This window comes from Nocardia sp. NPDC051929 (assembly GCF_044548645.1).
Classification (GTDB): domain Bacteria; phylum Actinomycetota; class Actinomycetes; order Mycobacteriales; family Mycobacteriaceae; genus Nocardia; species Nocardia sichangensis.
On the sequence record NZ_JBIUCG010000019.1, the window covers coordinates 133,350 to 159,932 of the forward strand.

The following is a 26,583-nucleotide window of genomic DNA, read 5'->3' on the forward strand; positions in this document are numbered from 1 at the left end:
TTTCCGAAGAGTGGGGTCCCGGCTCGGCCGTTCACGTATCGTCGCTCAGCAATTGCTCGGCGCCGGCTCCCCTCGGAAACGAGCGTCCAGCCAGTTCAGTGCCGCGGGAATACCGAGCACCGCCGCGGTCAAATGGTCCGGCACCGGGATCTCCTCGGTCTGCACCCTGGCGCCCGCCGAACACCATCGCTTGTCGGTGTTGACCACCGCGTCGATCGGGATAAGGCCGTCGATCGGCGAATGCCATTCGAACACCGGCGTCTTCGGCACGCCGTCGTAGAGTTCGAGGCTGTTCTCCTCGACCACGGCGCGCGCGGTGTTGTCGGTGATCATCGAGGTCGTCTTGGCGAAGTCCAGCGCACCGTGACCCGCCCCCGTCGAGAGGATGTCATTGGTGCAGCTGTTGGCGATCTGCGCGCGAGCGGCCAGACCACGTTCGTTCAGCTGGTCGCTCAGCGGGAAGCGAGTCGGGTACTCCCGTTCCAGCCCGAACCCGGCGGCGAACGCCAGACCGAACACCGGGTGCGGGTTGAGCCCCAGCCCCTCGAGCATCTTCACCAGATTCATCGGCACGCCGCCCATGGCCGCGCCCGCGATGTCGAGTTCCGGCGCGTACTTCGGCTGCAGAGCCGCGGCCCACGCGGTGGCCATCCCGCCGCCGGAGTATCCGACCATCGCCACCGGGCTGCGCTGCACCCCGAGTTCGTTGACCTGCTTGACGGCGCGGATCCCGTCGAGCGTGATCTGCCCGCCGAGCTTCGCGGCGCCGTAGGCGAAATTCGGGCCGAGGTGGTCGGGCAGCGCGACGCTCCAGCCGCGCGCCAGCAGCACGTTCCAGCCGGGCGCTTCCCGCACGACGAGGTTCGGGTCGCCGGTGTAGAGCACCCGGGAGACCGAGCACTCCGAGCCGAGCCCGTTGATGATGTGCTGGAACGACAGCAGCGGACCGTCCGCGCGATGCGCCTTCGGCGTCAGCACCGTGGTGGTCGCCGCGATCGGTTTCCCCTCCGAACTCGTCGACCGGAATCGGATCACGGTCACCGTGGTCTCCGGGAAGATCGCCAGCGGCGGCATCACCCTGGTCGCGATCACGTCGCCGGGCTTGCGGTCGGCGATGTCCGCGGGCGTCGCGTAGAAGGGATCCGGATCGGGTTCGGGATACAGCGGCGCGCTGGTCGCCGCGCCGGCCATGCTCGCGATCAGCACCAGCCCCGCGGCCATCGCTCCGATCGCACGTGCGAGACGTCTTCGCCCCACTCCCCTACCCAACGAACGTGGGCGCTGACTCATCGACGTGTGCCTCCTGAATCGTCCGACGCTGTGCTCATCCTCGGCAACATCACCCGCGCTGGGTACCGCCCGACGCGATCATGTTGACAATTCACAAGTTTGGGTCGCCCGGGCTGTGCCCGCGATGCGCCCCGGCTGGTGACTGTACCCCACGACGCCGCGTCCGTTCTGTGACATTTCCAGCCGATAACCTGCAACATGTTCTCAGCAGTGGCGGCCCTTTACCGTCAGTCCTACCGGCGCGGCTGCCGCGCAGGCCGGAAGGAGACAGTGGCATGGACGGCACTGTGCGCAGACTCGCTGACCGCGACGACACCCGAGAACCGCCGACCCGGCGTATCACCGTCTACTTCGACGGGCCCACTCCCGAGGACGCGCTGGTCCTCGAATACGCGGCCACCAAAACCGAGGCGTGGGAGTTCACCTCGGCCGCCGCACACGCCGGGCTCACCGTCACCGTCGACGGCCAGGTCCGTCCCGGCCTGCGCAGGCTACCGTGCCATTCGCTCTGGCGCTGAGTGAGCGGACTCAGGGCCGATCGAGCACGCCACGCAGGAAGTCGAGCGCGTCGGGAAACGCCTCGCGCGCCGCGCCGAGATGATCGCCGGGATACCAGTCCACCCGCAGATCGGTGCCCGCGCAGCGCAGCTCGGCGATCAGCTCGAGCGTCAGCGGCGCGGGCACCTCCAGATCCGTCAGCCCTTGACCGAGGTACAACGGCACCGAGTAGCCGCTCGTCGGCACCTTCAACATCGCGCGCACCGCGGCCAGCAGCGCGGGGTCGTCCAATGGCCGCGACAGCATGGCCCCGATGCCGATGCCGGACACCTGCGCGTCCGCCTCGGCGGCGCAGCCCGCTTCCACGATGCGCAGGACGTGCCGGCCCACCGGGGTCAGGTAGCCGTCGATGTCCAGCTCCGGCGCACTGGCGCGCAATCCGGCCAGCAGCATGCCGAAATAGGTCGTCGTCTTCTGCAGCGGCAGCCGCGGCAGCCAAGGCCCCGCCAGCGGGAACACCACGTCCAGATTCGACGGTGCGCCGGTCGCGGCCGCGCCGCGCAGATCGAGTTCCGGTGCGTCGCCGGGCGCGAGATGGGCGGTGAACAGCGCGGCGTGCCCGCCCTGCGACTGACCGAACACCGCCCAGCGGGTACCGAGCGAAGGGGCGACCGCCCGTGCCGCGCGCACGCCGTCGATGATGCTGCGGGCCTGGGCGGGACCGTCCAGATAGGGATGCACGCCGGGGGTGCCGAGTCCGACGTAGTCGGAGATCACCACCGCATAGCCCGCGCGCAGCAGATCCGGGTACACCGACGTCAGGTAGTAGTCCCGGGGTCGCAGCGTGAACGCGCACTCGTCGGCGATCCCGGAAGTGCCGTGCGCGTAGGCGACGATCGGCCAACCCCCTTGCGGCGGAGCGCCTTCGGGCAGATAGAGCACTCCGGTGCTCAGCATGGGCCCGCGCGGGCCACGCGACCGATACGTCAGCCGTTCGGCGGTCGTCGCCCCTGCCACGTGCAGACGGTCCGCCAGTTCCGCCAGGTCCGTCACGGTGCCGGGCGCCTCGTCCACCCCGGCCTCCGCGGGCCCGGCCAACGCGACCGTCACCGAGACCACGACGCCCGCCGCCCCCGCCATGAACCGTCCACACCGCACCGACCGACTATCCCCAGCCGCGGCCGCACCGGCAAGCCACCACAATCGGTGGCCCGGCCGGGCGACCTCGCCGGGACCGCCCGGGCTCGCTAGGCTCGGATGAGCACGCCGGAAACCGGTGCCGAGGAGAACACAGGAGGCTCGACCGTGGCGCAGCGGTACCCGTATCGCCTCGTCACCCGGCGCCGCGCCGCCGTACTGCTCGCGGCGGGGCTGCTGCCTCTGCCGATCGCCTGTGGAAACGATTCGCCCGATCCTTCGGCGGACACGACCACGACCGCAGGCACCACGACCACCACCGTACCGACCGCGCCGATATCGATACCGCAGGCCGCCGTGCCGTCCGTCGACCCCTACGCGGGACAGCCGCTGATCGATCACGTCGCCTGGACCGAAGCGATCGACGGACCCCGGCTGCTCGTCTTCCCGACGCAGGCCGGTCGGCGGACCACCTTTCCCGGCTCGGACGAACGGGCGTGGCAGGAGGTCGTGGCCGAGTCGGCGGACGCGGACGCACCGGGCATGCGCGATCAGTTCGTCTGCCACTGGGCGTGGGCCCGGCTGGTCCAGCCGGACAAGCCGAGCTGGAACCTGGAACCGTGGCGCCCGGCGGTGGGCTACCAGGCCACCGTCGAAGCGCGCTGTAATCCCGGCGGCCCCGAGCGCTGAGCGCGGGCGCCGCCCCGACCGGAAGGAGCGATCCATGCGCGTCGTCATCGCAGGCGGACACGGGAAGATCGCATTGCTGCTGGCCCCATTGCTCACCGCGAACGGCCACGAGGTCGCCGCCCTCATCCGCGACCCCGAGCACGCCGCCGACGTACGCGCCACCGGCGCCGAACCGGTGCTGTGCGATCTGGAGAAGGCGGGCACAGACGAGGTGGAGGACGTTGTAAAAGGCGGCGACGCGGCGGTTTTCGCCGCCGGCGCCGGGCAGGGCAGCGGCGTGGACCGGAAATACACCGTCGACCTGGGCGGCTCCGTCCGGCTGGCCGAGACCGCCGAGCGCACCGGAGTGCGCCGCTTCCTGCAGATCTCCACGATGGGCGCGGGGCAGCCGGTCGCTCCCGGTTCCGACGACGTGTGGGCGGCGTACATCGACGCGAAGACCAAGGCCGAAGACGATCTGCGCGAGAGAGATCTCGACTGGACCATTGTGCGCCCCGGCCGCCTGACCGACTCCCCCGGCACCGGTCTGGTGACTCTCGCGCCGGCCCCGGTCGGGCGCAGCGAGGTCCCGCGCGCCGATGTGGCCGCCGTACTGGCCGGACTGCTGCCCGCCGCGCCCGCATACGGGCTGACCCTCGAACTCGTCTCGGGTGACACTCCGATTAGCCAGGCAATTGCACATCTGACCGATTGAGCTGTCGCGCACCCCGCTACCGCCCTTGCCGATCGACCGCAACGGTCACGATGGGAGAACAACCGTGTTCAGTCGAATCGTCTCGATGAAGATCCGCCCCGGCTCCCGCGCCGAGTTCCTGGCAGCCATATCCCGCAGCGCCGACGCCTCCGTCCGGACCGAGCCCGGCTGTCTGCGCTTCGACATCTGCGCAGATCGGGTGGACCCCCACCGATTCTTTCTCTATCAGCTCTACACCGACGACGAGGCGGCGGAAGCACACCGTTTCACCGAACATTTTCTTGCTTGGCGGGCCGCGGCGGACCAATTCGTCGAGCCGGGTACACAGATCGATTACAGCACGGACGTCCTATTCGGCCGCGACTGAAATTTCGCGTCGGGCACCGTTTCCGCAAACTTCCGGCCGCGAAATACGCAGTGCGCACGTGCAATCGATCGTGCAGATGTGCTTGCATCTGAAAGGTACGGCGGCATAAACTCGGTCCCGCAACGCTTTACAGGGGACCACCAGGGGAGGCCGCGTGGGCGAGCCGAAGGCCGAAGCCGCCATGGGTTTGCCGCCGCCAGAAACAGGGGCATTCGAATGGAACATCCACTTACCGGCGGCCGGTTCGGATCAGCCGACACCGCACTGGCCGACCAGCCGGCGAACGGTAGACATATGAGCACATTATCGGCCCACAGCGGCCACACCGATACCGCATTTTCCCGAGAAACCGCCGTGGCATACGTGATCGATGCCGTCGAATCCACCGGGGCGGCGACTCGGCACGATTTCGATATCGACCGCATCGTCACCACCGCGCACGCGATGGCCGACGACTGGGATCTCGAGGCATTGCAGCCCGCTACATTCTGGCGAATCGCCTCCAGCTTCATCAAGCAGTAGATCGTCCCGCCGTCCGAGCCCGGCGGATAACGAAATTTTCGGCGGCTACCACCGCCGAGCGATTGGACAGCAAAGAAAAACCGAGCGGCCACCTCCGATTTGGGAGGTGGCCGCTCGGCGTATCGGGTCTTCGGCGGCGCCGAGACTACCGCGTGGCCTCAGCGCCCTTCGGCATACTTCTCCATGATCGCGATCGACTTGTCCGGGCGCTCGGCCTGCACACTGAGGCGGTCCATCACCGACAGGTACAACGCCAGGTCTTGCCGCCGCTCGAGATACAACGCGCTGGTCAACTGTTCGAGATACACGATGTCCGGCAGTTCGGCCTCGGCGAAACGCAGAATGCTGAAGGAGCTGCCCGCCGCGGCGTGCTCCCCCGCGGTGAACGGCAGCACCTGGATCGTCACATTGGGCAGCTTCGCCAGCCGGACCAGATGCAGCATCTGCTCTCGATGCACCTGCGCGCCACCGACGGGCCGCACCAACGCGGCCTCGTCGAGCACCGCCCACACCACCGGCGGGTCCGAGCGGAAGAGGATTTCCTGCCTGCGCTGACGCACCGCGACCCGCCGATCCGTGTCGGCGTCCTCGTACCCGAGCGATACGACCGCCCGGGCGTATTCGGGCGTTTGCAGCAGTCCGGGAACAAGATGCGACTCGTAGGTGCGGATCTTGCTCGCGGCCTGTTCCAGGCCGAGGTAGGTGCCGAACCACTGCGGCAGCAGGTCGCTGTAGCGATGCCACCAGCCGGGCTCGTTGGCCTGCCTGGCCAACTCGAGGAACGACTCGCGCTCCTCGGCGTCGTGAACGCCGTAAAGGGTCAGCAGGTCGCGGATGTCGCGTTCCTTGAAGCCGGTACGGCCCAACTCGAGACGACTGATCTTGGCGTGCGATCCCCGGATCGCATCACCCGCCGCTTCACGGGTGATGCCCTTCTTCTCCCGAAGCTTGCGCAGCTGGCCGCCCAATGCGATGCGTAGCACGGTCGGACCACGTTCCGCGACAACGGATTGCACATGACCATCGTCATCGGGTTCAGCGATCATCGAGTTCGTCTCCGATACTCCGGGGGTTGCCCACAGTGTGTCACAACCACCTGTCGCGAGACACACCGCACCGACCGCCAATGTTACCGCTCAGCTAGTCAAATAGTCGAACTCCCCGGCCTTCGCGCCGCGGACGAACGCGTCGATCTCCGGACGCGTGTAGATCAAGACCCCGCCTTCCGGGTCCCGCGAGTTACGTACTGCCACCTGGCCGTTGGCCGTTTCGGCCACCTCGACGCAGTTGCCGCTCGGATTGCTGAAGGAACTCTTTCGCCAAGTTCCGATGATCTCGTTGGTGGATGTATCCGACATCTTCCCCACTCCTCCGTTACCGCAGTCAGGCGATTCGGTTCGTGCAGATGCACGTTCAAACGTTCTTGCATCTGCACCGACACCGGACGATAGCACGAAGTTCGCCCTCTGTGCGCCCGCGGATCGGCGTCATCCGGCGACAGATGTGAAACACGATCACCTCGACCCGGAAACACCGAGATCAGCTCGCCGATCCACCCCTCTGGACGCGCGCGAATCTTGTACTGTCACAGTGCACATCGGATGTACCAGTCATTCGCGACAACCCCACGCACCCACCTGCACGGCAGTGCCGCGGACCCGTTTCTGCCTAGGAGTACAACCCCATGACCGAAGACCACAGCCCCCTCATCCGAACCGACATACCCCACTCCGCGCGCATCTGGAACTACTGGATGGGCGGCAAGGACTATTACGAGATCGACCGCATCGCAGGCGATGCCGGGATCGAGGTGGATCCGGACATCACCACCATGGCGGTGCAGTCGCGCCAGTTCCTCATCCGCGCGGTGCGCTACCTCGCCGGGGAGCAGGGCATCCGCCAGTTCCTCGACATCGGGACCGGCCTGCCCACGATGCAGAACACCCATGAGGTCGCCCAGAGCGTCGCGCCGGAGTCCCGGATCGTGTACGTGGACAACGATCCGCTGGTGCTCACGCACGCGCGGGCGCTGCTCACTTCCACCACGCCGGAGGGCGTCACCACCTACATCGACGCCGACTACCACGATCCCGAGCGGATCATCACCGACGCCAAGCACGTCCTGAACTTCAACGAGCCCATCGCCGTGATGTTCATGGGCGTGCTCGGCCACGCCAAGACCTACGACGAGCTGCTGCGCATCGTGCGCACCGTGCTGGACGCCGTGCCGTCGGGCAGCTACCTGGTGATGTGGGACGGCACCGACGACAGCAAGGCGTATGTCACCTTGTGCGAGAACTACACCGGCACCGGTGGCACTCCTTATGTCCCCCGCCCGCAGGCTCAGATCAAGGCCGTCTTCGACGGTCTGGAGTTGGTCGAGCCGGGCTTCGTGTCCATCACGCAGTGGCGCTCGGGCGCCACGGAGGTGGGCGAGTCCCGTCCGATCTCCGCCTACGGCGCGGTCGCGCGCAAGCCGTAAGGCCCCTGAACGCCAAACCGCAAGCGGCACAGCGGCGGTCGCCGGTCACCACCGGCGGCCGCCGCCGGTTTTTTCTCCGACCGATCGTGCAGATGTACTTGCATTTGCAAGCGACGGAGGAATAGACTCGAACTCGAAATCGGGGAGGTACGCAGGGAGTTCGAGTCTGCGCTACCAGTACGTCGGCCTCCCCGCCACACGTCGGACGCGAGGGGTAGTCGAATGATCGAGCCATTTCGAACTTCCCCCCGGGTTGCCGTCATCGACGGCGCCGGCGCCGAGCCCTTCCGCCAGTACCCTGCGCCCGAGTTCGCCGCGACGGATTGCAGTGTGGAGCCCCGCGGCCTCACCTACCGGCAGGCCCGCGACATCCTCTACGCCCACGAGGTCCACGGTCCGCAGTGCAGGCAGTGGCTGGCGGCAGCCGCGTATCTGTCAGCCGGGCTGGACGACGAATAACAGGCCACATCCCGGCGCGCGAGTGCCTCGCCGCTTCGTAAACCCTGCTCCAGCACCGTAATCCGGGCCGCGCGCTGCGCGTCCGTCATCGGGTCACTACGGAATGCGGAGCGATCCCAAGCGATCTCACAGATCACTCCCGGTCCACACAGCCCTTTCGTATAGTGATCGATCGACTCGGGCGCGATGTCTCGCACGCCCGACGTGGCATTGGGGAGCGAACTCGTCATGACCTACTCCGCGTTGGATCTGTCCGCCGACTCGTCCGACCCGGTGCTGGAAATCGGTGGACAGCCGGCTTCGGTGCCTTTGCAGAACACCGACAGCGTGGCCTCGCACATGGTCGGATATTTCGAGAACGTCATGGCGCCCTGCCGCACCCTGCCCGGCGAGCAGATCCGCGGTGACGTCACGAAACTCACCCGCAGCTGCCTGAACCTCGCCGCAGAGATGTTCGACCGGCGAACCGTGCCGGACGAGGAGCAACTCGGCCCGGTGCGCGCGGCCGCCGCCCGCTGGGCGCGCGAGGGCGTGCCGTTGAGCACCATCCTGCGCGCCTACCACGAAGGATTGCGCATCGCCTTCGGTCTGGTCACCGCGCCCGCCGAGGCCGACGACGTCGAGGAGGTGCTGGTCGCCGCCGATCTGCTCCTCGAACTGCTCGAGGCGATCACCGCGGCGGTGTCCGATGCCTACGTCGACGAACAGCACCTGGTCGCCAAGGAGCATCAGACGGCGGCGCAGACGCTCGCCTCGGCGCTGCTGAGCGGGCGCGGCAGCTCGGCTCTGGCCCGCCAGACGGGTATTCCGATCGCGGAGGCGTATCAGGTTGTCGCCCTGTCGATTCCGGAGCATCCGGACGAGCGCGATCCGCGCGTCGACGGGAACGTCGCCGCGCGCCGGAAACTGCGACGGCTACAGTCCGAGCTGGCCACCGTGTTCGCCTCCCGCGCGCTCGCGCTGCTCAGCGCCAAGGGCGGCACACTGCTCATCCCGTCGGGCGACGAGGCCGAGACCGTCCTCACGGCCGCCACGCTCGAGCTGCTCGCCGTCGCCGCCGAGGTCCCGCTCACCGCGACCGTGGTGCCGACCGACACCGATCAGATCCCCGAATCGGCCGATCAGGCACACGAGCTGCTCAATCTCGTGCGCGTCGGCGTCCGGCCGCCCGGTCTCTACCAGATGTCGGATCTGGCGGTGGAGTATCAGCTCACCCGCAGCGGCCCGGCCACGCGCCGGATCGCGACCATCCTCGACCCGCTCGACGCCCATCCCGAGCTGTTCGACACCATGCGCGCCTACCTGGGCAACGACATGAACCGGCAGCTCACCGCGCGCCAGCTCTTCGTGCACCCGAACACCGTCGACTACCGCCTGCGCCGCATCGCCCAGCTCACCTCGATCGACCTGGCGACCTCGGCGGGCATCTCACAGGCGGCGATCGCCCTGCTGGCCCGGGATCTGGACCGCAGCGTCGCCCGTCGCCTGTGACGTCCGCGCCGTGACCTGATCGTGGCCTGTAACGGATTCGTGCTGGTCACCGGACCGTGAACTTGCGATCCTGGTAGTGCCGCGACGTCTGGATGGTGAAATATGCGAATTTCGGAGATCCTGCACAGAAAAGGCAGCGACGTGGCCACGGTCGCGCCCGATACGACGGTACGCACACTGCTCGCCGCGCTGGCCGAGCGGAACATCGGCGCTGTCGTCGTCTCCCCCGACGGCAACACGATCGCGGGCATCGTCTCCGAGCGCGACGTGGTACGCAGTCTGCACGCGTGGGGCGCGGACCTGCTGGACATGCCGGTCTCGGCGATCATGACCTCCGCGGTGCGCACCTGCGCGCCCGAGGACCGGGTCGACGGCCTGCGCCGCACCATGACCGACCACCGCATCCGGCATCTGCCGGTGGTGCACGAGGGCAGGCTGGTCGGCATCGTGAGCATCGGCGATGTGGTCAAGAGCGCGATCTCGGAATTGGCGGACGAACGCGAACACCTCGTGGAGTACCTGCAGGGCAGATATTAGAGCTCGCTGAGGTTCCCCAGATCGGCCGAGAGCCAGTGCTCCGGCCGCAGGAATACGGCGACCTGCTCACCGTAGGCCTCGGCCGCCTTCAGGTAGGTGTCGACCGATTCGGCGGGTACGTACCGCGCGGCCATTTCACGGTGCATCTCGTCGGTCATCGGGGTGATCCGGGTGACCGGGCCCTCCACGCTCACGTAGCGGACCGTGGGTTCGGCCTGCTGCACCATCAGACCGAACCGGCCGGTCTCCCGGATGTAGCGCATCTTCTGCGACTCCGGGCCGGTCAGGATCCAGACCTCGTCACCGGGACTGTATTGGTACCAGATCGGGACGGTGAGCGGGCCACGACCGGTGCCCGCGGCCACCGAGAACGCCGCGATATGCGGCTGCGCAAGGAACTCTTGACGCTCTTGCAGGGTCAGAGGCATACGTTCCAGGCTAGTCGTGAAAGCCTTTGTCCACGACAAAACTTCGAAGTCCGTATCGAAAATGCGTATCGTGGGTGACGTCCGAGTTACCGGTGGGAAGGGAGCGTCACGTTGCGGTCCCCCACCCCGAGATCGCCGGTGACGCGGACGGAGGAGATTCCCCGGCCGCCGGAAATCCCGACGTTCGCGCCCGCCGCGGTGCGGTCGCTGTTCCCGGCCCTCGCCGGCGCCTCCGAGGTCTATTTGGACAGCGCCGCCACCACGCAGAAGCCGCTGCCGGTGATCGAGACCATTCAGCGCTACCACAGCAACAACACCGCCAACGCAGGCCGCGGCACCTACCCCTGGGCCACCGGTCTCACGGCTCGGATCGCCCGCGTCCGCGAACACGCCGCCGCGTTCATCGGCGCCGAGCATCCGGACGAGGTGGTCTTCACCGCGGGCGCCACCGCCGCACTCAACGCCGTCGCGCTGTCGTGGGGTCTGACGGCGCTCGCCGACGGCGACGAGATCCTCTACAACGCAAGCGATCACGCGTCGAACGTGTACCCGTGGCAGCACTTGCGCGGGCTGCTCGCCCGGTTCGGACGCCGCATCCACCTCGTTCCCTACCGGGTGACCGCTGCGGGCGAGGCGGACACCGACGACATCCTGGCCAAGATCACCCCGCGCACCCGGCTGATCACGACCGGGCATCTGCACCATGTCTTCGGCGGTCTGAGCACTCTCGAGGAACTGCGCGGCCGGATCGATCCGGCGATCCTGCTGTGCTTCGACTGCTCGCAGAGCGGCGGCCATCTTCCGGTCGACGTCACCGCGCTCGATGCGGATTTCGCGATCTTCGCCGCGCACAAGATGTTCGGTGCGCCCGGCACCGGGATCCTCTACTGCCACCGGCGTGTGCACGACCGGTTGACGCCGTTCCTGCCCGGGGGCAACTCCGGCGTCGAACCGGGTCCCGGCGGGCTGCGCCCGGGGCCGATGCCGTCGCTGCTGGAAGGCGGAACGCCCGACATTCCTGGCATCCTCGCCCTCGGCAGTGCGCTGGAGGTGCTGGAATCGTTCGGACTCGACGCCGTCGCCGCGCACAATCGCGCCCTGACCCTGCGGCTGATCGACGGGCTGCGACCGGTTCCCGGCCTGGAGTTCCTGCCCGGCCCGGCGCACGCGACCTGCGAAGTCGGCTACGGCATCGTCTCCTTCACCCTGGAGGGGATCTCGGCCGCCGACGCGGGATTCGTCCTGAGCGAGTTCGGTTTCCTGGTGCGCACCGGTGCGCACTGCGTCCCCGCCGAATCCGACGGCGCGGGCTCGGTGCGGGTCAGCACGCACATCTACAACACGCCCGACGAGATCGACCGATTCGTCGCGTGCGTGCGAACCATCGCCGAGGAGGTCACGTGAGTAACGACATCCCCCGCTACGACCGGCGGGCCGCGTCCAGGGTGCTGGCCGACTTGGCGCAGCCAGGGCTGTTCACCGAACCGGTACCCGCTCCCCGACATCGGCGATTCGAATACGCCTGTACGGCCTTGGGTCTCGAGCCGGACAGCCATCTCACCTACTCGCAGCGGCTGTATCTGGAGCGGTTCATGCGGCCGTGCCGCGCGGACCAGGTGACGAGCGCGACGCATCGGATCGCGTGGACCGACAGCGCGGGCATCCCGAATACCGGGCACTTCCGTGCCGGTGGTCTCGGCCCGTCGGTGCCGATCGCGACGCGCGAGACGGTCCTGGCGTTGTGGCGCCAATTGGACGCCGACGCCGATTTCGCCGCGCGGGTCGCGGCGCTCGGACCTCGCGAACACGCCGTATTGGCCGGCACGACCACCGACCACGATCCGCGCGACATCTTCCGGGTCGGCATCGAGGCGGCGGGGCGCGTGCTGGCCCAGCACGCGTTGCTGGCGGACGCGACCCCCTACCGCGACGCCGCCGAATTCGCCGAACGGCTCCGCGTTTCCGGGATCTTCGCCGCGGTCGCCACGCGATGGTTCTGGGAATTGCAGGCCTCGACCTACCGGCGGGGCATGATCCCGGTGACGCTGGTCGCGCAACCCGACGGCACCGTCCGCTATTCGGCGGAGACGGTGGCGACCCTGCGCGCGATGAAGGACGCCACCATCGCCGACGCGCACGCCGTGATGGAGCGCGCCACCACGGCCGAAGGCCTCACGGTGGCCGAGGCGATCGCCAAGTACCACGACGACCTCGACCTGATCTCCCGGCAATACGCCCTGCTGCCCGAGGGCAGCCATCCGGCCTGCCCGGCCGCCACGCCACACCAGCTCGACAGCGGGCATTTCAGTCTCCTCCCGCTGCTGGTCGACCGATTCGTCGCGACGTTCACCGAGATCGCGGGCCGCTGCGCGGTCGCCGAGGTGAGCGCCGAACTCGACGAGGCGACCGCCGACCGGGTCGCGACCGCCGAGGACCAGGTGTTCTACGTGCCCGACATGACCTGCAAGCACTGCGTCCGCACGATCGGCGGAGTGCTGGAGTCGATGGACATCCGCGTGGTCGAGATCGACCTGGACAGCAAACGGGTGGTGGCCGAGTTCCGCAGCCCGCGCAATCGGGCCCGTGCGTTCGAGGCGATCCGGGACGGCGGCTACAACCCGGTCGCGCAGCGGCCGGACGACGCGCCGCGGGCGTCGGCCACCGAGCCGTCGGAAGCCGCCGTATGACGCCGTGGCCGCCGGCGCTGCCCGCGAAGCTCCACCCGATCGTCCGCGCTTTTCTCGACACTCCCGGCCTCCCGACGCAAACGCTGACGAGATTCGGATCGCCCGCGCATCTGGTGTTCCCGCAGGTGTATTCGGAGAATCTCCTGCGCCTGCGTTCCGTGCTGGAGCGGAGCCTTCCCGGCCACCGGATCTGTTACGCGCACAAGGTGAACCAGTCTCGCGCGTTCGTCCGTACCGCCGAACGCGAGGGCATCGCCGTCGACGTCGCCTCACCGCACGAACTGTCCAGCGCCCGCGCCGCCGGGTTCGATCCGGCGCGCATCGAGGTCACCGGCCCGAAAGGGGAAGCCTTCCTGCGTGAACTCGTCGACCGAGGGGTCACGATCAACGTGGACAACCTCTGGGAGCTGGGCCGCATCGCGGAACTGGCCGGAACGCAAGCGGAAGTGCCTGTGCTACTGCGAATTTCCGGATTCGACGCGGGACAGGTGAGCCGGTTCGGGATACCGCTCGCGCATGTCGGGCAGGCATTCGATCTGCTGTCGGCGCGGCGCGGGCGGATCGCCTTCCTCGGCTTCGCCTTTCACCTCGACTCCGGCGACCTCGGTGAGCGCGTCCGGGCGATCGACACCTGCCTGCGACTGATCGAGCGCGCCTACGATCACGGGCTCACCCCGTCGGTGCTCGACATCGGCGGCGGCTTCCGGCAGGTGTTCACCGCCGACGCCGAGCGGTTCGACGCCTACGTGCTCGCGCTGCGCGAATCGCTGCTCGGCCGTGGGGAGCCGATGACCTGGGGCAGCAACACCTTCGGCTACCACGTCGCGGGCGGGGCCGTGCACGGCACACCGGTGTTCCACAAGTACGCCAACACCATCGCCGCCGACCGCATGCTCGCCGATCTGCTCGACGCTCCGCTGGAGCGGCACGGCGGACGCACGGTGGCGCAGGTGGCGGGCGACAATCTGCTGGAGATGTGGCTGGAGCCGGGCAAGGCGCTGGTAGATCACGCGGGTATCACGGTGGCCACAGTCGAGTTCGTCAAGGAGGTCGCCGACGGCAGCGTGCTGGTGCACGTCGACCTCAGCCGCGATTCGGTGACGCCCGCCGATCAGGAGGTCATGGTCGACCCGATCCTCCTGCCCGGCGATGACGCGACCGCGGGCGACCGCGACAGGGGTCCGGTCGGCGTCTACCTCGCCGGGCGGCTGTGCCTGGAGCGCGATCTGATCACCAACCACAAGGTGTGGCTGCCCGCGCGGCCCCGGCCGGGCGATTCGGTGGTGTTCCCGAATACCGCCGCCTATCACATGGACCTGTCCGCCGCGACGGCCTCCATGCATCCCCTGCCCGCGAAACTCGCGGTCACCCGGACGCCCGACGGGTTCCGGGTCGTGCACGACGCCGACTACGAGCCCGATTTCCCCGTCGAGTCTTCCCGGCCGCGTCACATCGCGCCGCACGCCACCGACCTCGTCAACCGTCCGGTCCGATCCGTCGAGGCCCCCTGATGCGATACGACCACATCACCGAACTCATCGGCAACACGCCGCTGCTGCGGCTCGACCCCGCGGTGCACGGGCTGGCGAATGTCGAACTCTACGCGAAACTGGAGTCGCACAACCCGTTCGGTTCGGTGAAGGACCGGGTGGCCTGGGCGATGCTGCGCGACGACCTGGCGCGAATCCGCGCCGAGGGCCGGACACTCATCGAGGCGTCCAGCGGTAACACGGCCAAAGCGCTGCGCGTCCTCGGCGCGATGTACGGGATCGACCTGCGCGCGGTGACCAACCGGATCAAAGTGGGCGAGGTCCGTGATCTGCTGCAGCTGTTAGGCACCGAGATCGTGGAACTGCCCGGCCTCTCCGAGTGCCCGGACCCGACGACGCCGAACGACGTCTACTCGGTGATCGAGGCGACCATGGCCCAGCAGCCCGCTACGTACCGGCATCTGTCGCAGTACACCAACGAGAAGAACATCGAGGCGCACCACCACGGCACCGGCCGGGAGATCCACGAGGACCTGGCCGCCGATGGCATCACCAGGATCGATTATCTGATCGGCGGGCTCGGCACCACCGGTTCCACCAGGGGGACCGCTACCTACCTGCGCAAGCACAATCCCGAATTGCGCACCGTCGCAGTGGTTTCGGAGCGATCGGACTTCATTCCCGGCATCCGTTCGGAGAGCGAGATGTGGGACGTCGGGCTGTTCCAGCCGGAATTCTACGACCGGATCGTGACCGTGACGGCGGGCGACGCCGTGGACGCGACGCTGCGCCTGGCGAGCGGATACGGGGTCCTGGCCGGGCCGACCAGCGGTGCGAGTTACGCCGCCGCGCTGGAGACGCTCGGCGCGCTCGATGTGTCCGCGAGGGATCCGGACGATCCGCTCGTGGCGGTGTTCATCGTCTGCGATCGCCTCGAACCGTACCTGTCGTACATCAAGAAGCGCAGGCCGGAACGGTTCGGGCGCGCCGAACGCGAAGCGGCCCCGACCGCGGAGGAGCTGGCGGCGGTGCCGCGGCTGTCGCCCGAGCAGCTCGCCGAGCTGGACCGGACCGGACGCCCGACCATCGTGGACAGCCGTGGCGCCATGGCCTATCGGATCGGGCACGTCCCCGGCGCGTTGAACATCCGCGACGACCAGCTCGACGACATGTTCGGGCACGGCATCCCGTTCCCGCGCTCGCGCCCCGTCGTCTTCGTCTGCCCCGTCGGTGAACTGTCGGTGCGGTTCGCCGCACGGGCCAGGCGAGCCGGCTACGACGCCACCAGCTTGGCCGGTGGCGTGGTCGCCTGGCGCGATGCGGGGTTGCCGCTGGAACGAGGCTGATCGCCCGCGGGCTCACCGCCGCCCGGCGGACAAGTCCGTCAGCAACGGGGTAACCGGACCACGGTAACCGGCGGCCAGGAGTTCGACTGTGGCGGTGAACAATTCGGTGAAAGCGACCGCGGTTCCCCGCTCGAACAGCGCGGCCGGGTAGATGAATACGCCGTCGATGCCCGCGGGCGCACCGAGCCGGTCGTACCGGTCGACGAGACCGAATTCGAGGTCGTGCTTGGCGCGGACGATTCCGGTGTCGACCTCGGTGATGCTCACCCCGCCGGAAGCGTCCGCCGCGGGCTGGGCGGCCGCGCCGCGCTGGAGGATGAGCGTCGCTTGGAACAGCGGGTAGGCCGCGTCCTGCAGCAGGCAGCGCTTCAGCCGCTGGCCGGGTGTATCGGGATGAGCGAAGGCGGCCAGCGCCACCCCGCGCACCTGATCGAGCAGTTCCTCCGCGTCGGCGGCGCGGTCGAGCCGGACGCGCATCAGCACGTCGTCGGCGAAGTTGCCCACCAGGTCGTCGAGCAGCCGGTGATCGCGGCCCGCGACCGCGGTGGCCACCGTCACGTCGGCGCTGCCGGAGAAAGCGCCGACGGCCACCGCGAACGCGGTCTGCAACACCATGAACAGGCTGGCTCGCGCCGCGCACGCCCGATCGAGCAGCGCACGGTGCACACCGGCGGCGAACGCGACCGGTACGACGGCGCCCGCGCTCGCACCGCCTCGGCGGATGGCACGAGGCCGGACGCAGGGGAAATCGAGCACCGGCGGCCGACCGGCCAGGGTGTTGGCCCAGTACCGCAACTGCTGCGTGGCGCGGCTCCATTCGTCGGAGTAGTCACCGAGCTGGGCGTGCTTCCACAAGGTGTAGTCCGCGTAGTCGATCGGCAGCGGCGGCCAGTCCGGCGCGGCTCCGTCCTGTCCGGCGAGGTAGGCAGTGCCGAGATCGCGCAGCAGCGGGGCCACTGACCGCCCGTCGATCGAGATGTGGTGCACGACCAGCACCAGCACCACCTCGTGCGGTCCGAGCACGCACAGCCGGGCGCGCAGCGGCAGGTCGGTCTCCAGATCGAACTCGATCGCGGCGAATTCCGCGATATGCCTCGGCAATTCGGCTTCGGTGGCCAGGACGACGTCGGTCCGCCCCCCGGCCTCGTCCGCGGGGACGATCACCTGGGCCGGGCCCGAGGCGGTCCTCGGGTAACGGGTGCGCAGCGGTTCGTGCCGGGCGACGACGTCGTCGATCGCGGCGACGATCCCCTCGGGCCGCAGTGCCGGTCCGGACAGTCGCACCGCGCGAGTCACATTCCAGTCACTCGAGTTCCCGGCCCGCGCGGCGTGCCACATCCGTTCCTGCGCGGGGGCGAGCGGGATGTGCGCCGGACGCGGCCCACGGGCCAGCGGCAGCGGCCGCCGCGGCGGCGGGAGAGGCCGAACCGCCGGTCGTACGGGGCGCATCCCCGCATGCCCGAGTACGTGACCGATTCCTTCGGACGAGATCGCCGCAGCGGAGTTGTGCACGCGCCGTCACCTCCACTACCGAACCACCGAGCAACCCAGGCAAGGTAACCAGGTCGAGTAAACCGTCAGTTACCGCACCGTGACGGCGCGGAATCCAGTTCGGCAAGACCGGGGAGGGCGGGGCGGGTGCGCGCGGCGCCGGGGCGCGCCGCCAGGCACTATCGTTGGGCCGTGCAGACAGGTCAGGACGCAGACGACGACGGGGGCCCACGGATCTGGGGTGGGACGACGCTCACCGAGCGCAGGGAGACGCGGCGGGCGGCGCTGTTGGAAGCGGCGCTCGATCTGATCGGCGAGTCGGGCGCGAGCGGGGTCACCATGCGGGCGGTGTGCCGTAAGGCCAATCTCACCGACCGCTACTTCTACGAAAGCTTCGCCAGCCGCGACGAGCTGCTCGACGTGCTCTACCGTCAGGTCGCCGAGGAATTCCTCGAACCCATGACGGCCTTCGCCGCCACCGACGACCCGTCCCGCGATCGCGCGCTGTCGGAGATCCTGGTGGACAAGGTGCTCGCCGACCCGCGCAAATCCCGGCTGTTCCTGGTCGAGCCGTATTCCAGCACCGGGCTCGGGCAGACCACCTTCGCGGTGATGCCGGTCTTCACCCGGATCATGCAGGACCATCTGTTCGGCCACATCGACGATCCGGTCAAGCGCAGGCTGGCGGCGGTGACCATGGCCAGCGGGAACGCGGGCATGTTCTCGGCATGGCTGAACGGCTCGCTGCGCGCCACCCGCGAGCAGATCATCGAGCACTGCCTCGCGATGCTCACGGTGTACCGCTCGCTCTACCGTCCCTGACCGCCCCGCGCGTCACCCGGTGCGGCCGGACGGTAGGTCCCCGGACCGGCCCCGCCAGTACGCCAGCGTGTTCTGCGTCCGAATGGTGGCGCCGTGACTGGGGCCGAGAGCGCGCAACTCCGCGACCAGCAACACCTCCAGTTCCGCGACGGCGCGGGTCAGGTCGCCGTGCCGGGCGCGGCAGCCCGCGAGTTCGTTGCGGGTGTCGAAGGTGTCCGGATGGTCCGGGCCGAGCACGCGCAACCGGTCGCCGAGCAGTTTCTCCAGGTCGGTGATCGCGCCCGCGAGATCGCCGCTGTCGGCGCGGTAGGCGGCCAGTTTGCCGCGGGTGAGCAGCGTGTCGGGGTGGTCCGGTCCGAGCACCCGTAGACGATCGTCGAGCAGTCGGGTGAACTCCGCGCCCGCCCCGGACAGATCACCGCTGCGCGCGCGGAACGCCGCGAGGTTGTTGCGCGCGCCGAGCGTATTGGGATGGTCGGCGCCGAAGACGCGCAGATAGTCGGCTACCAACTGCTCGAATTCGGCCCGTGCGCCTGCGAGATCGCCGCTTGCCGCCCGCCAGTACGCGAGGCTGTTGCGGGTGCGCAAGGTGTCCGGGTGATCGGCGCCGAGCACGCGGGCGCGGTCGGCGCGCAGCTGTTCGAACCGGTCGATCGCCCCGGCGAAATCGCCGACGTCGCCGCGATTGGACGCCAGGTTGTTCCTGGTGCGCAGGGTTTCGGGATGGTCGGGCCCGAGCAGGCGCAGCCGGTCGGCGAGCAGATGCTCGAACTCCTCGCCAGCGCCGGAGTAGTCGCCGCAGCGGGCGCGGTAGCTCGCCAGCTTGTCGCGGGTGTCCGAGGTGGCCGGATCGTCGGGTCCGAACACCCGCAACCGGTCGACGAGCAACTGTTCGAAATCGGCGACGGCGCCGACCAGGTCGCCGCTCTCGGCGCGGTGATATGCCCACCGTTCCCGCGTGATGAAGGTGTCGGGATGGTCCGGTCCCAGTGACTCGGCGAAGTCGGGCGTCCACGCCGCCCACAGGTCGCGGTCGTCGGCCGACCTGCCGGTTTCCAGTTTCTCCAGGAAGTCGATGGCCAAGGCGGCATCGCCGTAGGCCAGGCAGTGGCGTACGGCCGCGCCGCGCGCGTAGTCCGCGGCCCGGTCGCCTCCGTCGGCCTGGATCGCCGCGACCAGGGCGCGGTGGGCGTCCGGGATGCGCACGCCGAGGCGGTGGCATTCCGCGCCCAGCGCGGGCAGGAACGCGCTGTGGGTCACGCCGAGCGACTCGCGAACGGTGCCGGGATGACTGCGGGTGACCAGGGTGCCGAGATTCACGGCGATGTCGCGGACCCGGGCGGCGCTGAGGTCGACGCCGAGCGACAACAGCGCCGAATCCAAGAGCTCCAGCGGCAACACCGGCCCGACACCCGCCGCGACCAGCACACCGAGCAGAGCCGCTGTGTCACCGGTGGTTTCGGGATCGAGCCCGCGCAGCGCCGTCTCGACCCGCAGCGCGATGATCCGGTCGAGGCCGATCCCGGAGGCCACCGCGCCATCGGTCAATCCCGAAGCGACCTCCAGCAGGATGCCTGCGAGCAGCCAGCCACCCGCTACCACCCGCGAACCGCTCGCGTCCGTGGGGGTCTCCGCCAGCAGCCGCTGGATCCAGCCGATCCAGTCGACCGGGCCCAGCGGCGCCGTGCCGCGCGCGGAATCCACCACGGCGGCGATGTCGTCGGCCGCCGGTTCGGCGATATCGATGCGGTACATGTGCGCCAGCCCCGGATCGTCCTCCACGCCGGTGCCGGGCCGGATGCCGACGATCACGCGCACGTGCCGAAGATCCTCGCGGCCGGTCAGATCGGCGATCGCGGCCACGAGCAACCGCCTGGTCCCCTCCTGCGGCTGGTTCAGTCCGTCGAACACCAGGGTGACCCGGCGGCCCGCCGTGGACAGCCGCGCCAACGGGCGGCGGACCAGGATGTCGAAGATGTCGAACTCGTCCCTGGGCCGGTGCGCCCTGGCCGCGCGCGCCGCCTCACGGAAGCCGGGCACGCGCGCGTCGAGCTGCGCGGCCAGCTCAGCGGCCACGGACTCCACCGAACTGTTCACCGTCAGGAACACCGCGGCGGTGATGTAGTCGGGGGTGACGGCGAGCCCGTCGACCAGGCTGGGGCGGATCAGCATCGCCAGCAGCGTGGACTTGCCCACGCCCGCCGGACCCAGCACCGCACGCAGCCGGTGGCTGCCCGCGTCGACGATCGCGTCGAGACGCTCGCGCACATCGGGCGTCAGCAGCAGACGCCGGGTGAGCTGGTCGACGAATCCGGCCGCGGAGCGTCCGCTCACCGCGTCGCGGTGGCGCGCGGTGTTCGGCACCAGCCACAGCCCCGGGTCGACGCCCTGTGCCGGGGACACCGCGCCGGAACTGAACGACAGATGCTGCGGCTGTTGATGGGTGCACTGCACGGCGATCGGATCGACCAGGTCCGAGGGCAGCAGGTTCTCCCCGCGCAGCGGCAGGCCCAGGTCGAAGGTGGCGAGCATGGTGCGGGTGAAGCATCCGGAATACGCCGGCCCGTCGCCCGAGGCGACCAGCAGTTCCATCCGGCCGCCCGACTGCGCCAGCAGATCGGTCCACCGGCGCGCGGCCCCTTGGACGCCCTGCCCCGCCTCGCAGGCGTCGACGAGCAGCACGAGCCCGTCCAGCGCGGCGCGGTCGAGCCGCTCGCGGATCTCTTGGGTCAGGTGAAACGCGTTGTGCGAGGTGGGATCAGCGGGTGAATCGTGGCCGAGCAAGTAGAAGTCCTCGGCGCTGGTCGCCACGCCGTGACCGATGAAGCCGAGCAGCAGGGTGGCCTGCCGCTGCGATGCCGCCGTGAAGGCAGCGTCGACGGCCTCGAGCAGTTGCGCGGCAGTGGGATTCAGCACCGGGCCGTCCAGCTCGATGGCGGGCCGCCACCCGCCCGCTTCGGTCAGACTCCCGTACAAGCCGTTGGCGAGTTCTTCGGTGAAACCCAGATCTCCCAGCGCCGCGCATTCCGACCCCACCACCAGCGCCAGCCGACCTCCCATGCAAGAAACATACTCGCGCCGCCGCGCCGTTCCGCCGCACCGATACCGAAAGGCGCTGTGCGAGACGTAGGGTGACGGTCCGAGAGCCGGAAGAAGGAGATCGCGCGATGACCGACCCGGTGGTGGGTTTGACGGGTACGCTCACATCGCCGATCCGAGGTGCCGGGACGCTGAGCGAGGTCCTGGTCGCGATTCGCGGGGGAACCGAGCTGTACATCGCACAGTCCGCCGAGCCGATCCCGGCCGGTGCGACCGTGCTGGTCATCGCGGTCCATCCGGGGCGCGTCGTCGACGTCGTCCCGTGGATTCCGCTCGCCCCGGACCCGGCAGCAGAAACCTGAGAAAGTAAGGGAGACAGACGTGCTGGGCTACCATGTGCCGGACCCGGACGAGGCGATGCTGGTCAGCGGCGGCAAGAGCCGCGACAACACGCCGTTCAAAGTAGTCATCGGACGCGGCGCCTGGGTGATTCCGCTGTTCCGCAAGGTGCGCTACCTGTCGCTGGCGATGTTCGAATCCGAGATCAAGGAGCGGTGCGTCACCAAACAGGCGATTCAGCTCGACGTCCGCGCTGTGATCGCGTTCAAGGTGGCCAACGACACCTCCTCCATCGTGAATGCCGCCCAGCGGTTCCTCTCCGAGCAGGAGCGGGAGATGTCGGTGCTGACCGGACGCATCTTCTCCGGGCACCTGCGTTCGATCGTCGGCTCGATGACGGTCGAGGAGATCATCCGGGAGCGGCAGAAACTGGCCGACGAAGTGCTCGTCGCGTCGAAAGTCGAGATGAGCAACATCGGCCTGTGGGTCGATTCGTTCCAGATCCAGTCCATCGATGACGGCAACCTCGGCTATATCGCCGCGCTCGCCGCCCCGCACAATGCCGCCGTCCAGCGCGACGCGCAGATCGCGCAATCGCAGGCCGCGCAGGCGGCGGCGCAGGCCGAGCAGGAATCCCAGCGCAGGCAAGCGGAATATCAGCGCGAGACGGCGATCCTGCGCGCGCAGTACCAGCGCGACATCGACAAGGCCAACGCGGAGGCGGCGCAGGCGGGCCCGCTCGCCGAGGCGATGGCGTTGCAGGAGGTGCTCACCGCCCAGGCCGAGCAGGCGCGCAAGGAGGCCGAGCTGCGTGAGCAGCAGTTGCAGGCCGAGGTCGTCAAACCCGCTCAGGCGGAAGCGGATCGGGTGCGCATCCTGGCCGAGGCGGAAGCCGACCGGACCCGGATCCAGGCCGACGCGGCCGCGTCGAACAACCGCATCGCGCTGGATCAGTTGTTGATCGAACAACTTCCGGAAATCGTGCGGCAGGCGTCGAACGGGTTGGCGAACGCGAATCTCACCGTGCTGAACGGACCGGACGGAGTCAGCGAACTGGTGAACGGAATGGTCGGTCAGGGACTGACCGTTTTCAATTCGCTGCAAAAGGCGCTTTCCTCCGACGACGGCGAAAAGGCGCGTTAAAGTTGCCGAGTAGCGACGGCGACGAGGAGCGGGTGTTGGTGTCCATCGGGAAATTGGTGTCGTTCGACAGCTCTCGGGGATTCGGATTCATTCGGCCGGAGGACGGTGGACCCGATGTGTTCGTCCACGTCAACGACATCGGCCTGGACGAGGACGAGTTGCGACAGGGACGGGTGTTCGAGTTCGAGGTGACCGAAGGCGACCGCGGACCCAAGGCGGTCAATCTCACTGTGGTCGGCGGGTCGTCCGCACCCGCCGCCCGGCACAAGGGTAAGGACAGGGCCGGTTCGGGACAGCTCACCGTCGCCGAGCACCAGCGCCTGATCACCGAGCTGCTCCTGGACGCCAGCCCCGCGCTCACCGCGGGTGAGATCCTCACCATCCGCGACCGGCTCACCGCGTTCGCCGACCAGCACGGCTGGCTGGAGAACTGACCGGCGAAGTCCACGAACCTGTCGGGGCACCCGCCTACGATCGAGCCGAGGCCGCGGCCGCATACCGATGAGTTCGGTCCGCGCGCACCGTCGACATGGGTGAGGATCGAACCCGAGGAGGATCGCGTGGAGCTACCGGTGATGCCACCAGTGCGGCCGATGCTGGCCAAATCCGCGCCCGCGGTGCCGCGCGAGCCGGGCCTGAGCTACGAACCCAAATGGGACGGTTTCCGTTGCATCGTGTTCCGCGACGGCGCCGAAGTGGAACTCGGCTCGCGCAATGACCGGCCGCTGACCAGGTATTTTCCCGAGGTCGCCGAATTGCTGAAGCAGGCGCTGCCGGACCGCTGCGTGGTGGACGGCGAGATCGTGGTGGTCACCGAACAGGGTCTGGATTTCGACACCTTGCAGAACCGGCTGCATCCGGCCGCGTCCAGGGTCGCCAAGCTGGCCGCGGAGACGCCGGCCAGTTTCGTGGCCTTCGATCTGCTCGCCCTCGGCGACAAGGATCTGACCGGGGAGCCGTTCATCGAACGCAGGCGGCTGCTCGAAACGATCCTGGACACCGCGCTCGCGCGCGTGCACCTGACTCCGCTCACCCACGATCCCGACGTCGCCGAGGACTGGTTCACCCGTTTCGAGGGCGCGGGGTTCGACGGCGTGATGGTCAAATCCGACGACCTCGCCTATCTCCAGGACAAGCGGGTGATGCTGAAGGTCAAGCACGAGCGCACCGCCGACTGCGTGGTGGCGGGTTTCCGCTGGCACAAGGACGGTGCCGGGGTCGGCTCGCTGCTGCTCGGACTTTTCGACGACGAGGGCCGCCTGCACCACGTCGGCGTGGCCAGCAGCTTCACCGCGGCCCGGCGCAAGGAACTGGTCGAGGAGCTCGCGCCACTGCGGGAGAACGCGCTCGACAACCATCCCTGGCGGGATTGGGCCGACGCCGCGGCGCAGGCGGCGGCGGAGGGCAAGATGCCCGGCGGCGTCAGCCGCTGGACCGGCGGCAAGGATCTGTCCTGGGAGGCGTTGCGGACGGAGCTGGTCGCCGAGGTGCGCTACGAGCACGTGCAGTCGGGACGGCTGCGCCACGGCGGCAGGCTGGTGCGCTTCCGCACCGATCGGACGCCGGAATCGTGTACCTACGCGCAGCTGGACGAGGTCGCGCCCGCGGAATTGAGCACGCTGTTCGGCGAAGGCGCGGCGCGATGACCGAGTCCGTCGACATCGAGACCGACGGCCGGACCGTCACGATCAGCAATCCGGGCAAGATCTATTTCACCGAGCGCGGCGAGACGAAACTCGATCTGGTGCGTTACTACCAGGCGATCGCCGAGCCGTTCCTGAATGTGGTGGGCGGGCGTCCGCTGCTGCTGGAGCGGTATCCCGACGGAGCGTCCGGCAAGTCCTGGTTCCAGAAAAGGGTGCCGAAATCCGCGCCGGACTGGCTGCACACCGTGGAGGTGTCCACACCGAACGGCACCACCAGCGACGCCCTCGTCGCCCACGATCTCGCCCACATCCTGTGGGCGGTGAACCAGGGATGCCTCGGGTTCCACGTCTGGCCCAACCGCGCCGACGATCTGGAGATCGCCGACGAGCTGCGCATCGACCTCGATCCTTCGCCGGGAATCACCTTCGCCGATCTCCGGCACGCCGCGATACGCACCAGGGATCTGCTCGCCGAACTCGGCATCGAATCCTGGATCAAGACCTCCGGCTCACGCGGCTTGCATCTCTACTCGGCGCTGGAACCGAAGTGGGACGGTTATCAGGTGCGGGCCGCCGCGGTGGCGCTGGCCCGCGAATTGGAGCGCCGGTTCCCGGAGGACATCACCGCGCAGTGGTGGAAGGAAGAACGCGGCAACCGGGTCTTCATCGATTTCAATCAGAACGCGCCGCACAAAACGGTGTTCGGCGCCTGGTGCGTGCGGCCGAAGGTCGGCGCGCAGGTCTCGACGCCGATCAGCTGGGCGGATCTGGATTCGGTGGTGCCCGACGAGCTGACCATCGCGACCGTCCCCGCACGCTACGCCGCATCGGGGGACCCGTGGGCCGATCGTGCGCCTCAGTCCATCGCCCCGCTGCTGGAGATGTCCGACCGGGACATGGCGGCCGGTCTCATGGACGCGCCGTGGCCCCCGCAATATCCGAAGATGCCCAACGAACCGCCCAGGGTGCAGCCGAGCCGCGCCAAGAAGGCCGAATAGCGAGCGTTATTCGGTCCACAACACCCAGGTGCCGCTGCGGCCGCTGAGTTCGCACACCAGGGCCCGGCCGTCGGCGGTGCGTCCGGTCTTCGCCCCGGAGGCGTCGCACTTCGACCCCGCTTGCTGCACGGCGGTCGCGACGACGTGCGGGCCCGCCCACTGGTAGCCGCCGGAGGTGGTGAGGCAGATCAGGGTGCCACCGTCGGCGGCGCTGCCGATCTGGCCGAGTTGCGCCTCGCTGCACGACGAACCTTTCGTGACCGGCCCCTGGCTCGCTGACGGCGTAGTGGTGACAGCGGGGCTCGGCGCTGCCGCCGTGGTCGTCACCACCGGACGCTCGACGGTCGTCGGCATCGACGCGACGGGCGTGGGCGCGATCACGGACTGACGGTTCATCACGTCCGGCAGCCAGTTGCCCGTCAGCAGGACGAACCCGGCCACCGCGGTGATCTCGGCGACGCCGAGCAGCAGCGCGAACATCGCCATGACCCGGCCGCGCGGGTGGCTGAAGGCGATGAAGCCGAACACGATGGCGACCGGGAACAGTCCCAGCAGCGCCGCCACGAGCGCGACAATCGCGTACGGATTGACGATCGGCGGGATCTCCACCCGCAGTCGGCCGGTTCGGCGGCGGCTCGGCGGCTGCTCGGGCCAGCGCTCGTCCTCCTCGTCCGCCCAGCCGCCGTCGGGCTCCGGCTCCGACCAGCGATCCTCCGGCCGCGCCTGCGGCCAGCGATCCGTATCACGCCGTTCTGCCCGTGTCATTCAGGTCCCTCTCCACACCAACACCGCGCAGGAACCTCGGACTGCCCGGACCCGCCCCGATATACCGACACAGAATAGGGCGCGCGCGGCGAAAAGTTGATTCGAAGTGTCGGATATTTGTGATCGGGCCGTAATAACAAACGTGTCGCAACTCTCGCGAATCTGTTAGCCGAGGCGCATGCTGGTCGACATACGACCCACCTGACCGCAGCCTTTCTTCAG

Annotated in this window: 27 protein-coding genes; 19 read left to right on the forward strand and 8 right to left on the reverse strand. The window is 68.7% G+C overall.

Annotated elements, in window-relative coordinates:
- Positions 1-45 precede the first annotated feature (45 nt).
- Positions 46-1,221, reverse strand: coding sequence for a lipase family protein (locus ACIHAX_RS25755; protein ID WP_355078407.1), 1,176 nt, complete (start codon positions 1,219-1,221; stop codon positions 46-48).
- A 344-nt stretch (positions 1,222-1,565) separates the two neighbouring features.
- Between ACIHAX_RS25755 and ACIHAX_RS25760 the strand changes: the two genes are divergently transcribed.
- Entirely contained in the window at positions 1,566-1,808 is a 243-nt protein-coding gene (locus ACIHAX_RS25760) for a hypothetical protein (RefSeq protein WP_355078408.1), read from the forward strand.
- Between the two features lie 10 nt (positions 1,809-1,818).
- Here the strand turns inward: ACIHAX_RS25760 and ACIHAX_RS25765 are convergent, their stop codons facing one another.
- Positions 1,819-2,946 carry a lipase family protein gene (locus ACIHAX_RS25765; protein ID WP_397280035.1) on the reverse strand — a complete coding sequence of 376 codons (1,128 nt, stop codon included), beginning with the start codon at positions 2,944-2,946 and terminating at the stop codon, positions 1,819-1,821.
- A gap of 99 nt (positions 2,947-3,045) precedes the next feature.
- Between ACIHAX_RS25765 and ACIHAX_RS25770 the strand changes: the two genes are divergently transcribed.
- From ACIHAX_RS25770 to ACIHAX_RS25785, 4 genes are all read left to right on the forward strand, one after another.
- Positions 3,046-3,615, forward strand: a complete 570-nt coding sequence (locus tag ACIHAX_RS25770) for a DUF2599 domain-containing protein (RefSeq protein WP_364436293.1) — start codon at positions 3,046-3,048, stop codon at positions 3,613-3,615.
- 34 nt (positions 3,616-3,649) lie between these two features.
- Positions 3,650-4,309: an SDR family oxidoreductase gene (locus tag ACIHAX_RS25775; RefSeq protein ID WP_356968221.1), complete on the forward strand. Its 660-nt coding sequence runs from the start codon at positions 3,650-3,652 to the stop codon at positions 4,307-4,309.
- A 64-nt stretch (positions 4,310-4,373) separates the two neighbouring features.
- Positions 4,374-4,676, forward strand: a complete 303-nt coding sequence (locus tag ACIHAX_RS25780; RefSeq protein WP_043690427.1) for a putative quinol monooxygenase — start codon at positions 4,374-4,376, stop codon at positions 4,674-4,676.
- Between the two features lie 294 nt (positions 4,677-4,970).
- On the forward strand, positions 4,971-5,198 hold the full coding sequence (locus ACIHAX_RS25785; protein ID WP_355078412.1) for a hypothetical protein: 228 nt from the start codon (positions 4,971-4,973) through the stop codon (positions 5,196-5,198).
- A gap of 158 nt (positions 5,199-5,356) precedes the next feature.
- Here ACIHAX_RS25785 and ACIHAX_RS25790 read toward each other — a convergent pair whose 3' ends face one another.
- Both ACIHAX_RS25790 and ACIHAX_RS25795 read right to left on the reverse strand, forming a co-directional pair.
- Positions 5,357-6,244, reverse strand: coding sequence for a helix-turn-helix transcriptional regulator (locus ACIHAX_RS25790; RefSeq protein ID WP_355078413.1), 888 nt, complete (start codon positions 6,242-6,244; stop codon positions 5,357-5,359).
- 90 nt (positions 6,245-6,334) lie between these two features.
- A complete protein-coding gene (locus ACIHAX_RS25795; protein ID WP_039797917.1) occupies positions 6,335-6,556 on the reverse strand; it encodes a DUF397 domain-containing protein in 222 nt (73 codons plus the stop codon).
- 326 nt (positions 6,557-6,882) lie between these two features.
- Between ACIHAX_RS25795 and ACIHAX_RS25800 the strand changes: the two genes are divergently transcribed.
- From ACIHAX_RS25800 to ACIHAX_RS25815, 4 genes are all read left to right on the forward strand, one after another.
- Positions 6,883-7,680: an SAM-dependent methyltransferase gene (locus tag ACIHAX_RS25800; protein ID WP_355078414.1), complete on the forward strand. Its 798-nt coding sequence runs from the start codon at positions 6,883-6,885 to the stop codon at positions 7,678-7,680.
- A 222-nt stretch (positions 7,681-7,902) separates the two neighbouring features.
- The gene (locus ACIHAX_RS25805; RefSeq protein ID WP_356969653.1) at positions 7,903-8,139 is read left to right on the forward strand and encodes a hypothetical protein; all 237 of its coding nucleotides are present in this window, start codon (positions 7,903-7,905) and stop codon (positions 8,137-8,139) included.
- A 186-nt stretch (positions 8,140-8,325) separates the two neighbouring features.
- Entirely contained in the window at positions 8,326-9,630 is a 1,305-nt protein-coding gene (locus tag ACIHAX_RS25810) for a helix-turn-helix domain-containing protein (RefSeq protein ID WP_364436284.1), read from the forward strand.
- Positions 9,631-9,732: 102 nt separating this feature from the next.
- Positions 9,733-10,167: a CBS domain-containing protein gene (locus ACIHAX_RS25815; protein WP_397280039.1), complete on the forward strand. Its 435-nt coding sequence runs from the start codon at positions 9,733-9,735 to the stop codon at positions 10,165-10,167.
- Here ACIHAX_RS25815 and ACIHAX_RS25820 read toward each other — a convergent pair.
- The gene (locus ACIHAX_RS25820; RefSeq protein WP_355078418.1) at positions 10,164-10,595 is read right to left on the reverse strand and encodes a pyridoxamine 5'-phosphate oxidase family protein; all 432 of its coding nucleotides are present in this window, start codon (positions 10,593-10,595) and stop codon (positions 10,164-10,166) included. The genes ACIHAX_RS25815 and ACIHAX_RS25820 overlap by 4 nt on opposite strands.
- A gap of 138 nt (positions 10,596-10,733) precedes the next feature.
- Here ACIHAX_RS25820 and ACIHAX_RS25825 point away from each other — a divergent pair, with 138 nt between their 5' ends.
- Genes ACIHAX_RS25825 through ACIHAX_RS25840 form a run of 4 tightly spaced genes read left to right on the forward strand, consistent with a single transcriptional unit; the run spans position 10,734 to position 16,118 of the window.
- Positions 10,734-11,999 (forward strand): aminotransferase class V-fold PLP-dependent enzyme, encoded by a 1,266-nt coding sequence (locus ACIHAX_RS25825; RefSeq protein WP_397280041.1) that lies wholly within the window; start codon positions 10,734-10,736, stop codon positions 11,997-11,999.
- Positions 11,996-13,282 carry a heavy-metal-associated domain-containing protein gene (locus tag ACIHAX_RS25830; protein ID WP_397280043.1) on the forward strand — a complete coding sequence of 429 codons (1,287 nt, stop codon included), beginning with the start codon at positions 11,996-11,998 and terminating at the stop codon, positions 13,280-13,282. Before ACIHAX_RS25825 ends, ACIHAX_RS25830 begins: the two co-directional genes overlap by 4 nt.
- Complete coding sequence (locus tag ACIHAX_RS25835; RefSeq protein WP_364436273.1) at positions 13,279-14,793, forward strand: alanine racemase; 1,515 nt, start codon at positions 13,279-13,281, stop codon at positions 14,791-14,793. The genes ACIHAX_RS25830 and ACIHAX_RS25835 overlap by 4 nt, the downstream gene beginning before the upstream one ends.
- Complete coding sequence (locus tag ACIHAX_RS25840; RefSeq protein ID WP_364436270.1) at positions 14,793-16,118, forward strand: pyridoxal-phosphate dependent enzyme; 1,326 nt, start codon at positions 14,793-14,795, stop codon at positions 16,116-16,118. The genes ACIHAX_RS25835 and ACIHAX_RS25840 overlap by 1 nt, the downstream gene beginning before the upstream one ends.
- A 12-nt stretch (positions 16,119-16,130) precedes the next feature.
- Here the strand turns inward: ACIHAX_RS25840 and ACIHAX_RS25845 are convergent, their stop codons facing one another.
- On the reverse strand, positions 16,131-17,630 hold the full coding sequence (locus ACIHAX_RS25845; protein WP_364436267.1) for a condensation domain-containing protein: 1,500 nt from the start codon (positions 17,628-17,630) through the stop codon (positions 16,131-16,133).
- A gap of 171 nt (positions 17,631-17,801) precedes the next feature.
- Here ACIHAX_RS25845 and ACIHAX_RS25850 point away from each other — a divergent pair, with 171 nt between their 5' ends.
- Complete coding sequence (locus tag ACIHAX_RS25850) at positions 17,802-18,431, forward strand: TetR/AcrR family transcriptional regulator (protein WP_355078424.1); 630 nt, start codon at positions 17,802-17,804, stop codon at positions 18,429-18,431.
- A 12-nt stretch (positions 18,432-18,443) separates the two neighbouring features.
- On the opposite strand, the gene ACIHAX_RS25855 is transcribed toward ACIHAX_RS25850, so the two are convergent.
- A complete protein-coding gene (locus ACIHAX_RS25855) occupies positions 18,444-21,491 on the reverse strand; it encodes a tetratricopeptide repeat protein (protein WP_397280047.1) in 3,048 nt (1,015 codons plus the stop codon).
- Positions 21,492-21,598: 107 nt separating this feature from the next.
- Between ACIHAX_RS25855 and ACIHAX_RS25860 the strand changes: the two genes are divergently transcribed.
- From ACIHAX_RS25860 to ligD, 5 genes are all read left to right on the forward strand, one after another.
- Positions 21,599-21,832, forward strand: coding sequence for a hypothetical protein (locus ACIHAX_RS25860; protein WP_364436260.1), 234 nt, complete (start codon positions 21,599-21,601; stop codon positions 21,830-21,832).
- 19 nt (positions 21,833-21,851) lie between these two features.
- Positions 21,852-22,952 carry an SPFH domain-containing protein gene (locus tag ACIHAX_RS25865; RefSeq protein WP_356969673.1) on the forward strand — a complete coding sequence of 367 codons (1,101 nt, stop codon included), beginning with the start codon at positions 21,852-21,854 and terminating at the stop codon, positions 22,950-22,952.
- Positions 22,953-22,954: 2 nt separating this feature from the next.
- The gene (locus ACIHAX_RS25870) at positions 22,955-23,386 is read left to right on the forward strand and encodes a cold-shock protein (protein ID WP_397280050.1); all 432 of its coding nucleotides are present in this window, start codon (positions 22,955-22,957) and stop codon (positions 23,384-23,386) included.
- A gap of 126 nt (positions 23,387-23,512) precedes the next feature.
- Complete coding sequence (locus ACIHAX_RS25875; RefSeq protein WP_355078452.1) at positions 23,513-24,598, forward strand: ATP-dependent DNA ligase; 1,086 nt, start codon at positions 23,513-23,515, stop codon at positions 24,596-24,598.
- On the forward strand, positions 24,595-25,596 hold the full coding sequence (gene ligD, locus ACIHAX_RS25880; protein ID WP_364436258.1) for a non-homologous end-joining DNA ligase: 1,002 nt from the start codon (positions 24,595-24,597) through the stop codon (positions 25,594-25,596). The genes ACIHAX_RS25875 and ligD overlap by 4 nt, the downstream gene beginning before the upstream one ends.
- Before the next feature lie 6 nt (positions 25,597-25,602).
- On the opposite strand, the gene ACIHAX_RS25885 is transcribed toward ligD, so the two are convergent.
- Entirely contained in the window at positions 25,603-26,361 is a 759-nt protein-coding gene (locus ACIHAX_RS25885; protein WP_364436255.1) for a hypothetical protein, read from the reverse strand.
- Positions 26,362-26,583: the final 222 nt, after the last annotated feature.